The organism is Synechocystis sp. PCC 7509 (assembly GCF_000332075.2).
In the GTDB taxonomy this organism is placed as follows: Bacteria; Cyanobacteriota; Cyanobacteriia; order Cyanobacteriales; family Chroococcidiopsidaceae; genus Aliterella.
The window spans coordinates 1,822,589-1,837,977 of record NZ_ALVU02000001.1 but is presented as its reverse complement, the minus strand read 5'-3'; the positions used below and the strand labels follow the sequence as shown (position 1 = coordinate 1,837,977).

Below are 15,389 nucleotides of genomic sequence, written 5' to 3'. Positions count from 1 at the left end.
AGCTAATCTAAAATCTTATTAAGGCAGATTGTGTCATCAATTTTCTAACACAATTTCTAGGGTTTGGTGTTTACTGTTGTAGATTTTTGGTGTAACTTAAGTCTGTCTTTGATACTTTCGTTAAAGTATTGACCTGCTAAAGTTTTAGTTTTTAAGGCTTGAGCAATATTAGCTGAAATATCCTGATACTCGTAAATGCTGCCATTGTTGAACTTAATAGTTAATATTTGAGTTGCGGCGTTTTTGAGTGAATACTTACTATTTCTCCTCAACGATCGCCTCTGCTTGATGAACAAGCGATCGCAATTTATCGACCATTTGAGCATCAACACCTTGCCACAAGCCCCTTTGATGAGCTTCTAACAACCGTTCTGCCATATCGCGTAATGCCCAAGGGTTTTTATTTTGGACAAAATCTTGCACGGCGGGATCGAGTAAATAAGCATCGGCTACACCTTGATACATATAGTCTTCAACGCAACGGGTTGTAGCATCGTAAGCAAATAAATAATCTACTGTCGCCGCCATTTCAAACGCACCTTTGTAGCCGTGACGCATTACCCCGCTAATCCATTTGGGATTGACGACGCGCGAACGATAAACTCTAGCAATTTCTTCCTTTAGCTGACGGACTCGCGGATTGGCTGCAATGGAATTATCACCAAAATAAGTTTGGGGATTTTTGCCTGTTAGTGACCTTACCGCCGCCGTTAAGCCGCCTTGAAACTGGTAATAATCATCGGAATCTAACAAATCGTGTTCGCGGTTATCTTGATTGTGCAATACAATTTGCATACTTTTAAGCCTTTGTTCAAAAGCTTCTGGTGCGGCGCGACCTTCTTTTTTACCCGAATAAGCGTAACAACTCCAATTGATGTATGCACGGGCTAAATCGCTGTCATCGTTCCAGTTTTGCGCCTCAATTAAGCCTTGCAAACCCGCACCATACGCCCCAGGTTTAGATCCAAATACTCGATAATGAGCGTTTGTTTGCGCTTGTTCTAAACTTTTACCCGATGCTAACCATGTCTGCACTTCGCTTTTTACTTTCGCAGCTATGGGGTTTTGATCTTCTGCTTCTTCTAATGCGGCTACTTTTGTCACCGCCGCATCAAATAAATCGATTAAATTGGGGAAAGCATCGCGGAAAAAGCCGGAAATTCGCAGAGTTACATCTACGCGGGGACGACCTAATATTGATAATGGCAAAATTTCAAAGTCTACCACTCGCCGCGAAACTCCATCCCATACAGGCTGTACCCCAAGTAATGCCAAGGCTTCGGCAATATCATCGCCTCCCGTCCTCATTGTGGAAGTTCCCCAGACAGATAAGCCCAAAGTTTGGGGATATTCGCCGTTTTCTTGGGTATAGCGTTCAATTAATACCTCTGCTGCCTTTTTACCAATACTCCAGGCTGTTTCTGTCGGAATACCGCGAATATCTACCGAATAGAAATTACGCCCCGTTGGTAAAACGTCTGGACGACCTCGCGTTGGCGCACCGGAAGCACCGCTTGGAATGTAACCGCCATCAAGTCCGTGCAATAAATTGGTAATTTCTCGATTGGTTTGTTGCAATGCTGGAATTAAGCGGAGTTTTACCCAATCCATTAGAGGATTAGTTGTTTCGATATTGGCGATCGCATTCTCAACTAAACTAGCTGCATATTCTTCAATAACCTCCACCGCATCCCCCACCGTCCGACAACAATAGTTTTTATCAGTAAGGATTTGCTGACTAACAGCAGATAATGGAAGTCCCAAGTCTGTAGTTAAGGGCGCAAAATCTAACCCCCAATCTGTTGCGATCGCAGACGTTAACCCAATTCTGCCATTACTAGGCTGACGAGAAATCGCCACAACTAAATCTATTAACTGTCTACCTTGGGGACATTGACCAAAAATATGCAATCCATCCCGAATTTGGGCTTCTTTTAGTTCGCATAAATAGCTGTCAAGATAGGTCAAAATTGACGATAGTTCGGTAGAAGTATCGACAGCTAAGTTTTCTTGCGTAACTAACTGCATAATGCGATCGCGTAAAATGGGAACTCGTACCGGATCTAAACCCTGCGCTTCATAATATTCATCAACCAACCCTTCTAATTGCTGCAAACCCCCATAAAGTTCGGCGCGAGTCATGGGCGGCGTGAGATGGTCTAAAATTACTGCTTGGGCGCGTCTTTTGGCTTGCGATCCCTCTCCCGGATCGTTGACAATAAAGGGGTAAAAATGCGGCATCGCTCCTAAAGCAACTTCTGGGTAACAGTCTTTTGATAAAGCTATACTCTTACCAGGCAACCATTCTAAATTGCCATGTTTACCCACATGAACGATTGCCTGTGCGCCAAAAACTTCCCGCACCCAATAGTAAAAAGCTAGATAATCGTGGGTAGGTTCTAAATCCGGCGCGTGATAATTTAAACTAGGATCTTTGTCGTAGCCTCTAGATGGCTGAATCCCTACAAATACATTACCTAATTGCACTCCAGAGATTGCAAAGTTATCTTTTATATTGCCCCAGCGATCGCAAATTCCCTTTTTTACTGCTTCTGGTAAACTTGCAAAATACTCTTCATACTCTGCTTTTCCTAATGATTGTCTAACTTTCCTCAATTCTCGACCTTCAGGATCGTTAGTTACTCCAGAAACCAATAATTGCATCAACTCATCGCTATCAACAGGTAAATCTTTTACTTCATAACCTTCAGTTTGCAAAGCTTTGAGAATTTCTATGCAACTTGCGGGAGTATCCAAACCTACGCCATTAGCTAACCTGCCATCACGGTTAGGATAGTTTGCTAAAATTAAGGCAATTTTTCGTTCTTTGGGTGGAGAGTTACGCAGACATACCCATTTTGCCGCTAAATCTGCTACAAAATCAATGCGATCGCACTTTGGTTGATAAACTACTACATCTGTTTCTAGGTCTGGGTTTTGCGCTTCTACTCCTTTAAAAGAAATTGCTCTAGTAATAATTCTCCCGTCTACTTCTGGTAAAGCGACATTCATTGCTAAATCGCGGGGTGAAAGTCCTTGCAACTGCGATTCCCAACTTTCTGCTGTACCGCTACTAAAAATTGCTTGCAATACTGGGATATCCAGCTTTTCCCATAAATCTAGTTGCGGCGTTTCCGTCTCCAATCGCGCCAACGAAAAGCTAGTTGTATTGAGAAGTAAATCAACGTCTTGTAAATACTCTAATAATTCTGCTTGTACTTCCAAGTCGCGCAAAGAAGATACAAATATGGGGATTGCTTGTAAATTTCTCGCGCTTAAAGCTTGACAAAGTGCTTCAATGGGGAGCGTATTTCCTGCTAAATAATGAGCGCGGTAGAATAAAATGCCAACCTTCAGCGCGTCAGAAATAGCTTTATGAGGATACAAACCGACGCGGGGGACATTTTGGGGTGGTGGTGGATTGTAGTTATAGTTTAAAGTGCGATCGCAAACAAACTCTAAAGCGTGGATAATATTCTCAACTCCACCCTCGGTAAAATAGCGCCACAACTGATTGACTATAGCTAAAGAAACATTAGAATAAGTAATTAATTCAGGATCAGTGCGATCATCTCCAGGAATAACAATTAAAGCTGCGCCTGTTTTTTGTACCGTTTCTCGGACTACTTCTAAACCGTAACTCCAATAAGCACTTCCCCCTAACAGCCTTAAAATAATTACTTCAGCTTTTTCTAAAACTTCTTCCGCGTAGGTATCAATAGTTAACTGTTGCTGCAATTGCAAAAGATTGGCAACCCGCAAGGCTGGAAACCCTACAGGTAAATTACTTACGGCGGCGGCGATAGTTTGAATATCTGTATCCGCCGCCGTCAGCAATATTATAGGAGCGGGAGTTTGTTCTAAAAAGATTACTCCTTCAGATTGAGGATTCCAACCTCCTGGTGTAGCGCTAATCCGATGCATAGTTTTTTTTGTTATGGGCTTGCTTTAGTAAAAACCAGGAATTGGGGGGTCTGCCCCCCAAACCCCCCATTGGGGGACGAGTTGCCTCCCCCAAACCCCCTGCAAAAGGGTCTTATCTGTAAACATCCTAGTTTCTGGAAAACAGAATTATGTAAGTCTTAGTAATTACTAGCTACAAAATAGTAGCAATTTCTTTGAGGTAGACGCGAGAAAATGGCTCGTTTTCCCCAAGTTCGTATTGTTCGATCAAACCTTGGCGTTTAATAGAGATACTATTAGTCTCCTTAATTACCAAAATTCCATCTCCGTCAATGTTTCGCGCTAACATCCCTTCTATATCGGTGGGATTATCCAAAATTACGATGTTGCTATCTGTGTAAAACATCCCCTCTCTTTCGAGAATATTTCCCTGATATTCAGCAATTAGTAAGTCAAGCTTGGGATTGCGGAGCAAGTTTTGCACGTTGCTGTTGTAGTCTTTATTTAGGTGTTTTTCAGAGCGATTGATAAATACCCCTTCCTTGCAAACTGCGCCAATTGTCCAATCTGGATGTTGTAAAAGAATGTAGTCAATAATTGCCTCCAATTCTTCTTTGCCAATGAGGTTAAAAGTAATTAAGGGAATTTTGCCATCATTATCGGAATCAAAAAATGTCTCCAAAATCCGCGCTGGAACATCTACACTTTCTCCCGTAGCGGGGTTGAGGTGCATAAAAATACCCGGCGCTGAATTTATTTCTAAAATGCCGAAACCGCCAGCTTTCCAAGATTTTGATAAATCACGGGCGATCGCATCTATGCCCAAACAAGTTAATCTAAAATGCTGGGCAATATCTTGCGCCAAAACAATGTTATCAGGATGTACTGTTGAGGTTGCATCCATACTCACCCCACCCGCAGACAAATTAGCAACTTTACGCAGATAAACCGTCTGTCCTTTCTCAATAACACTATCTGAACTCAAACCTTGTTCTTCTAAAAACAACTCCATCGCCTCATCGCGCTGAATTTTACTCAACGCTGAAGTTGGCGTATCTCTGCGAGCTTTCGTGCGATTTTCCCGCTCGATTAATTCATCAATACTCAGTCTTCCATCTCCTTCCACCCAAGCAGGACGGCGCTCCGTAGCGGCGACAAATCGACCATTGACACACAGCAAGCGAAAATCTGCCCCGGAAACACTTTTTTCGACAATTACCCGCGTTAGTTGCTCATCAGGAATCGCTTTTACAGCCCTTGAAAAAGCCGCCTTCAATTCTTCCGAGTCTTGAACATCCGCCGTTACCCCAATCCCTTTATGCCCGACTACAGGCTTCACAGCGACCGGATAACCGATACTTTTAGCTACAGAAATTGCTTCCTCACGGGTTGTAACAATACTTCCACTAGGTACAGGAAAGCCCAGAGTATTTAAAAAAGCTTTGCAATCATCTTTACGAGTAGTAAAGTCTGAATCTATATGACTATCGCTATCAAAAGTTGTAGCTATCCCGCGCACTTGCTTTTTACCATAGCCGTACTGCATCAAACCTTCATCCCACAGATAAAAAGTAGGAATATCTTTAACGGCGGCGGTGCGTAACAAAGCATACACTGTCGGGCCACCGTAAACGGAGCGCCTAAACATATCCTGAATTACTTTAATTTGCTCGTCAAATACAATTTGCTGGTTTTGCGTCATCGCCTCAAACCAGTCCCAAACAAAGTAAACTACCGACCTACTTGTTCTAGCGTGGAGCGATTGCACGGCAATAATTGATTCATCTTCTCCAGGTTTGCAACTCCACTTATCCAAATGCAAACCCATATCTAGCTGTCCGACTTCTGCTACCGTGCGGGCGAACAATTGCGCGTAGGAATTGTAACCACCTTCAACATTGAGCATTCGGGGATAATAATCGCCAATTATCTGTAAATACTCCTCAATTTTCAAAGGTTCTTCGTATCCTGTTAGCGCGAAACTAAATACCATCGCTCCCGTTTCTAAGTAAGGGTTTGCTCCTTGGTAGTGTTTAAGATTGAATATATCAAATGCGTCCGATTTTCTAGCATTGACGCGAACTGTTTCCATGCTATGAGCTTGAACCATAAATAAATCTCCTGTTAGCTAAACGCCCTCTATTGAAGATATAACTTTTGAAAGGTGTAAGACATCACGCTTTTGGTTAACAATATACAAAACACTTTAGAAAATCCATTTATGAGACAGCCAAATATATCTCCCCAAGAAGCTGAACTCAGAGAGGAAATTAAAGAACTGGCTGATAAAGCTTTTCACCTCAAGTTAATTGCTGGGTATGGAGATGGGTCTGATAACCATGAATATCAAATTGTTTATGAAGGAAAACCAAGACATCTACCTTTAGAAAGAGCTAGAGATTTTCTCAACGATTTAATCGAGCGATCGCATTTAGTTGAATAATTGTTATTAACGCACAAATAAAAATTCCTTTTAGTAAAGATGGGTACTATCCATCTTTTTTATTGCCTGCCAAAAAAATTAAACCTTATCTCTGTAAGTCAATACCTCAAAAGACCATAAGTTTCTGTATCAATATCTACCAAATAGCAGTTTTCTTAGTTGATTTTGTCATGCTTTAGTGAAATTACTTAATAAAAGCTTGAGGAAATGTAGCCGTGAGTGAAAGCAGTGGACAGCTATTAATTATTGGTGGTGCAGAAGACAAAGAGGGAGATTGTAAAATCTTACGAGAATTTGTCCGTCGTGCTGGGGGTGTGAATGCGCGTATCGTCGTTATGACAGTAGCCACAGAAATGCCTAGAGAAGTAGGAGAAAACTACATTAAAGTATTTGAGCGCTTAGGAGCGGAAGATATTCGCATAGTTGATACTGTTCAGCGCGAAGATGCAAGCTCATCTACTTATTTAGAAGCAGTAAACAATGCTACAGGCGTATTTTTTACTGGCGGCGATCAATCTCGCATTACCAGCATACTCAAAGATACCGAAATCGACGCAGCGATTCACAAACGCTATCAAGAAGGAATCATAGTTGCGGGTACAAGTGCGGGTGCGGCGATGATGCCTGACGTAATGATTGTTGATGGAGATTCCGAAACAAATCCCCGCGTTAATGTCGTAGAAATGGCTCCAGGTATGGGTTTTCTCCCCGGAATAGTCATAGATCAACACTTTTTGCAACGCGGACGTTTGGGGCGCTTACTTTCGGCGTTAGCTCAACAACCCGCCGTTTTGGGTATCGGTATTGATGAAAATACTTCTATATTAGTGCAGAACAATAAATTGCAAGTAGTTGGAGAAGGCGCTGTAACTATCGTAGATGTTGCAGACATAGTTCATACAAATATCGGTGAAATCCTCAAAGATGAAGCCTTGGCAATTTGTGGAGCAAAGTTACACATTCTCCCCGATGGTTACAAGTTTGACTTAGGTTCGCGCAAGCCCATTGTTGAGGAGCTTCTCGAAAGAGAAGTAGCTACAGCCAACGCATAAATTGCTAGGTAACAAATATACTTAACAATCGTTAGGGCTTAGAATGCTATTTTTAAGCCCTAACTATATTCTTATGCCTGTTGATTTTGCTAAAGTTATTGAACCTCTGCGTCATGGCTTAATTGTCTCTTGTCAAGCCCCTGCAAATTCGCCACTGTACGAACCAAGTATAATTGCCGCGATCGCACTTGCCGCCATAAACCAAGGCTCTGTAGCTATTAGAATCGATACCCCCGCCCACATTCAAGCTGTCAAACAACGCTGCAATGCCCCGATAATTGGGCTGTGGAAGCAAATAATATCTGGGTATGATGTGTACATTACGCCCCAGTTTCATCACGCTCAGGCGGTTTCTCAAGCGGGTGCAGATATCATTGCAATCGATGCTACATCTAGAGAGCGTCCCGGAGGTGAAACTATTACGAGTTTAATTACTCAGATTCATGAACTAGATAAACCTGTAATGGCGGACGTAGATACTATAGAAAATGCGATCGCAGCCTTAAACGCGGGTGCAGACATGATCGGGACTACTTTATACGGCTACACTAGCCAAACAATGGGTTTAACACCTCCAGGTTTTAAATTACTAAGTCAAATAGTTAAACTAAATATTCCGGCAATTTGTGAAGGTGGCATTGCTTCCCCGCAAACGGCGCGTAAAGCTTTAGACTTAGGCGCATACGCGGTAGTGGTGGGTACAGCGATTACGGGAATAGATTTGCAAGTTAAAGCTTATAAAGAAGCGATTGCCAGCTAAACCCGCTTAAATATAATCATATTTTTTGCCTACGACAGGACTCCGCGCTAACAAATCTCCCTGGGAGTCGGTAATTTTCAGGTGGGTAAAATCTAGCTGTTGCGATTCATCAAGCAGCTTTTGAGCTAATTTATCTTGCTCCGATTGTCCAATACTATACCAATCATCTTTAACTTGAATAACCAAACTACCACCAGTGAAATTAGCTTGAACTGATTGAATTAATCCGTTAGAAATGCGAAGCCCTGCGTGCGCGCTTGCGCTATCGCTCTGTTGGATGATTTGCTCCTGAATCGATGCAATCAAGCTTTGTTCGGGTGTGAGTTCTATTTTTTTAAGAGTTGGTTCAACTTCTTCAGGTATAGGGGTAACTTCTACTTTAGGAGTGGGAATAACTTCTATTTCCGGCGTGGGGATAACTTCTATGGGTTTACTTTCCTCTATTGGCGCTATTAATTCTGGAGGATTGGTTATAGTGGTTTCTGGTTCAGGATTAGTTACAACGGGTACAACTTCCGGCGGGATAGTCGCTACTTGCGGCGAAGAATTAGAAAATATTGTAGTTGTCCAGATTACCACCGCCAATAATCCAGCAATAATACTCGTTAATCCCAAATCTGATAACTTCGCCGATAGAGTTTCCGGTAGCAAAAAGCGGACAGGTGCTAGTATTCCACTCCAAAATTGTTGAGCTAGAGCAATATTACCTGATGTACCTGCACTTTGCTGGGATTCAATCTGGGCGATCGCATTTTCCGATACCCGAATTATTCCCCGTAAAAGTTTGACACTTTGCGCCTGCAAAAGCGAGGGCTTTTGTTTTGGTGGCGGTGAATTTGACGTTTCCTGTGACATCGAATTTTCTTACAACACGAGCAAATAGGCTAAATTTTTAAAGGCTGTAATCCTCTTTCCCTAACTGTAGATAATATATGCCCATCAAACGCCGTCATTTTCTAGCTTTAGGTAGTTTTAGCGCTCTTGGTTTGGCTTTTTTGACCCACAAGTTAAATAAACCAAACGCTTCTAGTAGTGTAAATGTAGAACAAGCGATCGCAACTAAGTATGCGTCTACTTCAGAAATTCCCTTCCGCTTTGTTTCTGTTGCTGATACCGGGACGGGAAGCAAAAGTCAATATGCTGTAGCCCAAGCGATGACGCGATATTACCAGCAAAAGCCCTACAAATTGGTAGTTTTAGCTGGAGACAATATTTATAACGATGGTGAAATTGAAAAAATCAACGCAGTATTTGAGCGTCCTTATCAAGAATTACTTAGTCAAGGCGTAAAGTTTCAAGCGTGTTTGGGAAATCACGACATCCGCACCGCTAACGGCGAACCTCAGTTAAAATATCCTGGCTTTAATATGCGTGGTCGTTACTACACCTTTGGGCAAGATTCGGCTCAATTTTTCGCTTTAGACACTAACCATAACGCCGATTGGAAAGCCCAACTAACTTGGCTAGACAAAGAACTCAGCCAAAGTATTGCACCTTGGAAAATAGTATTTGGACATCATCAAATATATTCATCCGGTCATTATGGTTTAAATCAGCCCTTTGTTAAAACCCTAGCGCCAATTTTTCAAAAGCACGGAGTCCAGCTTTATATCAACGGACACGAGCATCATTACGAACGGACTCGCAGTATTAACGGCACTACCTATTTAACTTGTGGTGCAGGGGCTGGGACGCGCCCTGTAGGTGCTTCTGAGTGGACAGCGCGGGCAAATAGTGAGCTTAGTTTTGCAGCTATTGAATTATATAGCGATCGCCTAGAAATTAGCGGCATTGATACCAAATCTATAATTTTCGACAAAGGCGTTATTCCCTTGAAAAATATTTAAGCGTTTAAAAGCAAATACCGTTACCCCCTAAGCCCGTGAACTTGGGACAGCGCCAATCAAATTCGGACAACACACGTTCGCACTTTGTAAGCTTTTTTTATCTGCACTGCTACGATTATTTTTGGTAACAAACTGGCTAGATTATTTGCTGGAGATTCAATATAAACTGATGTGGTGTAAGAACATAAGAAGAAGTTGAGAACTCTATGGATGCTGCGGCACTTTGGCAACGCTATCAAAACTTGCTTTATTACAATGAGGGACTGGGATTTTACTTAGATGTCAGTCGGATGAGGTTTGATGATGCTTTTGTAGAAGCGTTGCAACCAAAGTTCAACAGCGCCTTTGCAGCTATGGCAGATTTGGAACAAGGAGGAATTGCCAACCCTGACGAAAATCGCATGGTTGGACACTACTGGCTACGAAATCCCGATTTAGCCCCTACCCAAGAAATTAAGCAAAATGTGGTTCAAACCGTAGATAAAATTGAGGATTTTACTAATAAAATCTTAAATGGAACCATTCACCCGCCCCAAGCGGCTCATTTTACCGATATTATTTCTGTTGGCATTGGTGGTTCTGCCCTTGGCCCGCAATTTGTCGCCGAAGCTTTAGCTCCTGACTTTCCCCCTTTAGCAATACATTTTATTGATAATACCGATCCCGCAGGTATAGATCGCATTCTCACGCGCTTAAGAAATCGCCTAGCTAGTACCTTAGTATTAGTAATTTCTAAGTCTGGAGGAACTCCCGAACCGCGTAACGGCATGATTGAAGTTAAAAAAGCTTACGCTGGTCATAACTTAGACTTTAGTAAATATGCGATCGCGATTACCAGTGAAAATAGTAATTTAGATAACCTGGCAAAATCCGAAAATTGGCTGGCAACTTTCCCCATGTACGATTGGGTAGGCGGGCGAACTTCGCAATTGTCAGCAGTTGGGTTACTTCCGGCGGCGTTGCAGGGTATTGATATCCGCGCGATGATTGCCGGGGCTAAAGAAATGGATAGTCTTACTCGTATCCCCGATATTAAAACCAATCCCGCCGCATTACTTGCTTTAGCTTGGTACTTTGCAGGCAATGGACGAGGCGAAAAAGATATGGTTGTATTGCCTTACAAAGATAGCTTGCTATTATTTAGTCGCTATTTACAGCAGTTAGTAATGGAATCATTGGGCAAACAAAAAGATTTAGACAATCAAACCGTCAATCAAGGCATTGCCGTTTATGGTAACAAAGGTTCTACCGACCAACACGCCTATGTTCAACAGTTACGCGAAGGTATAGCTAACTTTTTTATGACCTTTGTGGAAGTTTTAGAAGATCGTTTAGGCCCTTCCTCGGAAGTAGAACCTGGGGTAACTTCTGGTGATTATTTATCCGGCTTGCTGCAAGGAACTCGTCAAGCACTTTACGAAAATCAACGCGATTCGATTACTGTTACTATTTCCCAACTCAATCCACGCATGGTGGGCGCACTAATTGCTTTGTACGAACGGGCGGTAGGGCTTTACGGCTTTTTAATTAATGTCAACGCCTACCACCAACCGGGCGTAGAAGCCGGGAAAAAAGCGGCGGCGGCAGTTTTGGACTTACAAAGAAAAATCTGTCAAGTGATTGAACAAGAAAAAACTCCCCTATCTTTGATGGAGCTTGCTGAAAAAGCTGGAGAAGTAGACCAAGTTGAAGTAATTTACAAAATCTTGCGTCATCTGCACACCAATAAACGCGATATTGTTTTGCAAGGAAACCTGGGAGAACCAAATAGTTTAAAAATATCTGCTCTTTGATACATTTTTTTTGCTCTATCACAGATTGGTTAATTATTGTTGCTTTGGCAACATATTTTTAATTTTTCAGAGCTTAGATTGAAGTATCTTCAATTGATAGGAGAGGGATATGAGTTCAGCTAAGGGGATTGAAATTCGTCCGTTGACTTCTACAAAGGGGGGTATGACTGATTTTTATACTCCCCAAACTAGCGACCAAACTATTTTGGTACAAATTCCTCCCCATACCATTGAGGACTTATTTGTTCACAAGGCGCAAACAGACCAGTTGTTAGTAGTCAAAGGTCGCTTTGTATTAGTAACTTTAATTAATCGGTGCTACGAATATATTGCTTTAAGCGATCGCACTCCAGTAGTAGCAATTATCCCGCCAGGAGTATTACACGGTGCGATCAACCTTGACGATGAGCCTTGCGTATTAATCAACGCGGTATTGCGTCACGGGGAGCCAAACCAGCGCGATTACATCCCGCGATCGCAACCCATACCTTACGATCTCGCCGCCGTCAAAGCCGCCTTAGACCAACTAGAGGTTAAAAAATTTACTTCCGTCATCCTCGGTGCTTGCGTCCCCTAAATAGGTTGAGATTGTAAACTTTCTCTAATCTGCTGGACGCTAACTATAGCTGGCTGATTGGCATCTACAATAATTCCGTCTTTAGGCTCTTCTAAAATATCAAATTGGCTTTTTAGGAGGGTTTGAGCCATAAAATGGTTTTGACGCTGTTGTAGCCGCTTTTGCAGTAGCTCGAAAGAGCTTTTGATGTAAACCAATCTCATTTGTTCAGGATTTAACCACAATAATCGCCTGTAGGAAGCCTTAAGAGCAGAACAGGCTAAGACTACATTTTTATCTGCTAGTAGCCACTGGGCGATCGCATTTTGCAATTGATCCAACCAAGGCATTCTATCGGCATCATTTAATGGTACACCCTTGCTCATTTTCTCAATATTAGTTGCCGAATGAAAGTCATCAGCATCGCTAAATTCCCAGTTTAACGATGCTGCCAGCAACTTACCAATAGTAGATTTGCCTGAGCCTGAAACTCCCATCACAACAACAATCATGATTACTGGTAAATTTATCTGGCTTTAGGGTGTAGTTCCATTGGGTGATGTACTAGAGCCGCTACCGCCATTAGGACTACCATAAATTGAATTAGTATTTATGTTGCCATTAGGATTGCTATAGATAGGATTGCTGCTAGTAGTGCCATTAGAGCTACCATAAACTGGGCTAGTGTTATTGGTGTTGCCGCTAGAACCTCCACTAGGACGGCTAAAATTTGGATTAGAGTAAAAATCTGAATTATTCTGAGAATTATTTACACTATTGGTAGGACTTCTCAGACTTTGCCTAAGATTGCTATTAGGTACGCTTGGTGTGGTTGTATAAGTTCCAGTTCTACTGTCAAAAGTAGGGCTAGTTTGCGTACTGCTAGGAATTGGGTCATCAACAGGAGAAGTAGTACCAATTTCTGAAGGTGTTGCTGTCACTGGACTTGTATTAGCCCTAGGAACACTAAAATCTTGAATTGGAGAACTAGCTCTAGGTATGATGGGACTAGCTGGAGCAATGTTTGTGCTAGAAGAAGTATTAGGTACAGATACCTGTCCTGGGGGTGTACTAGGTGCTAGGTTAGGAACAGCAGAATTAATCCTATTTGAATCAACCGCACCCACGCTATTAGTTCCAACGCTGCTAGTACCGTAACTATTTAGATTACTGCTGCTGGCACTACCAGTCCCTAAACGTAAATTATTATTTGGTGCGACACTACTATTTCCCGGATTTAAGCTATTGCCAGGGCTAGGCACAATACTACTATTAAATCTACTTGTGGTCGTACCTGGTTTGACAATATCCGGTGTCACTGTGGCATCAATATTACCCGTAGTATTGGGAGTCAAGGGATCTAAAGAACTAGAAGGACTAGAGAGACTGCTACTAGGTAATTGGTTGACTATAGTACGATTGGGTTGGCGCTGTGAGAGGGCAATCGTACCAATTACAGCACTAGCTCCCACAATTCCCGCTAAAGCCGTCGCTTTTTGACGCGGGCTGAGGTTATTAATAGTGTAAGTTAAGTTTTGTAAATTCATATTTGCGTCTCTTGACATTACCTTCGGTTATAAACTAGGTCAGTTGGCGATCGCTATCCAACTATCGGAGGGAAGACAAAAATTTTGGTAATTGGTAATTAAAATTATTATCCATTGTTTGCTTTAGCTCAAAAATTCGCGTGGGTCAGTTACATAACCTGTGATAGCGGAGGCGGCGGCGGTGTAAGGTGAAGCTAAATAAATTTGGGCATTTTTTTCACCCATGCGACCGGGAAAGTTGCGATTAGTAGTAGATACACAAACTTCGGCGCTATTCATGCGCCCAAAAGTGTCTTTGGGCCCGCCAAGACAAGCCGCACAAGAAGGCGCAGCAGGTTCGATACAACCAGATTCAATAAAAATCTCTGATAGAGTTTGTCCTTGGTACTTGTGAGTAAATAAATCCTCGTACACTTTTTGGGTTGCTGGGACTAAGTAAGTTGGGACTTTGACTTTTTGACCTTTAAGAATCCGCGCTGCATTGATAAAATCGGTGGTTTTTCCCCCAGTACAAGACCCAATGTAGACTCGATCAATTTTCACATCGGAGCATTCCCGCGCTTTGGCTCGATTGTCGGGAGAGTGGGGTTTAGCAACTACAGGCTCTAACTGAGAAACATCGTAAGTGTAGCTGCTGTAAAACTTGGCATCGCTATCACTATAAAATGATTCAAAAGGTTTGTTTGTACGCGATCGCAAATACTCATAAGTAGTTTCATCTGCTGAAATCGTACCATTTTTGCCACCAGCTTCAATCGCCATATTACATAGGGTCATGCGCTCCTCCATCGTCAGGTTTTGCACGGTTTCCCCGCTAAATTCCATCGTCCGGTAAGTTGCTCCCGCAACGCCAATATCGCCAATAATTTGCAATATTAGGTCTTTTGCTAGTAAATAATCGGGCAGAGTTCCATTCAATACAAATTGCATTGTTGCAGGTACTTTGATTAAAAGTTTGCCTGTACCCATAATAAAACCTGCATCAGTGTTGCCAATTCCCGTCGCAAATTGACCGAAAGCGCCAGCGTTACAAGTATGAGAATCTGTGCCAAACAAAACTTCCCCAGGGCGGGTATGACCTTCTTGAGCTAAGGTTATGTGACAAACGCCTTTATAATCAGGGTTAGCCTTAAAGTCAGAGCGATCGGTAATATCGTAAAAATATTTTATGCCTTGTTCGCGGGCAAAGTCGCGTAATATATCAACATTGCGGTTAGCACGCTCGTCGGCGGTAAAAATGTAATGGTCGGGAATTAAAACTATTTTTTCGCTGTCCCAAACTTTAGCATCCGCTCCAAACTCCCGTTTGAATACACCGATTGTACCCGGGCCGCAAACATCATGAGTCATCAATAAATCTACATCTACCCAGATATTTTGTCCTGGCTCTACCACCGCTTGACTTGCGGCTTTAGCCAAGATTTTCTCCGTTAAGGTCATTCCCATAACAATTAAAGTTCCTCTTTGTAGAATCCAGATTTTTTTTGC

General features: G+C 42.3%; 13 protein-coding genes. 6 read left to right on the top strand and 7 right to left on the bottom strand.

The window, feature by feature from the left end:
• Positions 1-56: 56 nt before the first annotated feature.
• From SYN7509_RS0209420 to SYN7509_RS0209410, 3 genes are all read right to left on the bottom strand, one after another.
• Positions 57-272, bottom strand: a complete 216-nt coding sequence (locus SYN7509_RS0209420) for a KTSC domain-containing protein (protein WP_028954216.1) — start codon at positions 270-272, stop codon at positions 57-59.
• A complete protein-coding gene (gene cobN / locus SYN7509_RS0209415) occupies positions 259-3,924 on the bottom strand; it encodes a cobaltochelatase subunit CobN (protein ID WP_009633966.1) in 3,666 nt (1,221 codons plus the stop codon). The genes SYN7509_RS0209420 and cobN overlap by 14 nt, the downstream gene beginning before the upstream one ends.
• Before the next feature lie 172 nt (positions 3,925-4,096).
• The gene (locus SYN7509_RS0209410) at positions 4,097-6,013 is read right to left on the bottom strand and encodes an ATP-binding protein (RefSeq protein ID WP_009633965.1); all 1,917 of its coding nucleotides are present in this window, start codon (positions 6,011-6,013) and stop codon (positions 4,097-4,099) included.
• 111 nt (positions 6,014-6,124) lie between these two features.
• Between SYN7509_RS0209410 and SYN7509_RS0209405 the strand changes: the two genes are divergently transcribed.
• From SYN7509_RS0209405 to SYN7509_RS0209395, 3 genes are all read left to right on the top strand, one after another.
• Positions 6,125-6,346 (top strand): hypothetical protein, encoded by a 222-nt coding sequence (locus tag SYN7509_RS0209405; protein ID WP_009633964.1) that lies wholly within the window; start codon positions 6,125-6,127, stop codon positions 6,344-6,346.
• 215 nt (positions 6,347-6,561) lie between these two features.
• Entirely contained in the window at positions 6,562-7,398 is an 837-nt protein-coding gene (locus SYN7509_RS0209400) for a cyanophycinase (protein WP_009633963.1), read from the top strand.
• 73 nt (positions 7,399-7,471) lie between these two features.
• The gene (locus SYN7509_RS0209395; protein ID WP_028954214.1) at positions 7,472-8,158 is read left to right on the top strand and encodes an N-acetylmannosamine-6-phosphate 2-epimerase; all 687 of its coding nucleotides are present in this window, start codon (positions 7,472-7,474) and stop codon (positions 8,156-8,158) included.
• Positions 8,159-8,164: 6 nt separating this feature from the next.
• On the opposite strand, the gene SYN7509_RS25530 is transcribed toward SYN7509_RS0209395, so the two are convergent.
• Positions 8,165-9,013: a hypothetical protein gene (locus SYN7509_RS25530; protein ID WP_051482565.1), complete on the bottom strand. Its 849-nt coding sequence runs from the start codon at positions 9,011-9,013 to the stop codon at positions 8,165-8,167.
• 77 nt (positions 9,014-9,090) lie between these two features.
• Between SYN7509_RS25530 and SYN7509_RS0209385 the strand changes: the two genes are divergently transcribed.
• The 3 genes from SYN7509_RS0209385 (at position 9,091) to SYN7509_RS0209375 (ending at position 12,375) form a co-directional block, all read left to right on the top strand.
• Positions 9,091-10,005: a metallophosphoesterase family protein gene (locus SYN7509_RS0209385; protein ID WP_009633960.1), complete on the top strand. Its 915-nt coding sequence runs from the start codon at positions 9,091-9,093 to the stop codon at positions 10,003-10,005.
• A gap of 206 nt (positions 10,006-10,211) precedes the next feature.
• Positions 10,212-11,798 carry a glucose-6-phosphate isomerase gene (locus SYN7509_RS0209380; RefSeq protein ID WP_009633959.1) on the top strand — a complete coding sequence of 529 codons (1,587 nt, stop codon included), beginning with the start codon at positions 10,212-10,214 and terminating at the stop codon, positions 11,796-11,798.
• A gap of 109 nt (positions 11,799-11,907) precedes the next feature.
• Entirely contained in the window at positions 11,908-12,375 is a 468-nt protein-coding gene (locus SYN7509_RS0209375; protein WP_009633958.1) for a cupin domain-containing protein, read from the top strand.
• Here SYN7509_RS0209375 and SYN7509_RS0209370 read toward each other — a convergent pair.
• The 3 genes from SYN7509_RS0209370 to SYN7509_RS0209360 form a co-directional block, all read right to left on the bottom strand.
• Positions 12,372-12,866: a gluconokinase gene (locus SYN7509_RS0209370; RefSeq protein ID WP_009633957.1), complete on the bottom strand. Its 495-nt coding sequence runs from the start codon at positions 12,864-12,866 to the stop codon at positions 12,372-12,374. The genes SYN7509_RS0209375 and SYN7509_RS0209370 overlap by 4 nt on opposite strands.
• Positions 12,867-12,890: 24 nt before the next feature.
• Positions 12,891-13,901 (bottom strand): hypothetical protein, encoded by a 1,011-nt coding sequence (locus SYN7509_RS0209365; RefSeq protein WP_009633956.1) that lies wholly within the window; start codon positions 13,899-13,901, stop codon positions 12,891-12,893.
• Between the two features lie 123 nt (positions 13,902-14,024).
• Positions 14,025-15,347 carry a 3-isopropylmalate dehydratase large subunit gene (locus SYN7509_RS0209360; protein WP_009633955.1) on the bottom strand — a complete coding sequence of 441 codons (1,323 nt, stop codon included), beginning with the start codon at positions 15,345-15,347 and terminating at the stop codon, positions 14,025-14,027.
• Positions 15,348-15,389 lie beyond the last annotated feature (42 nt).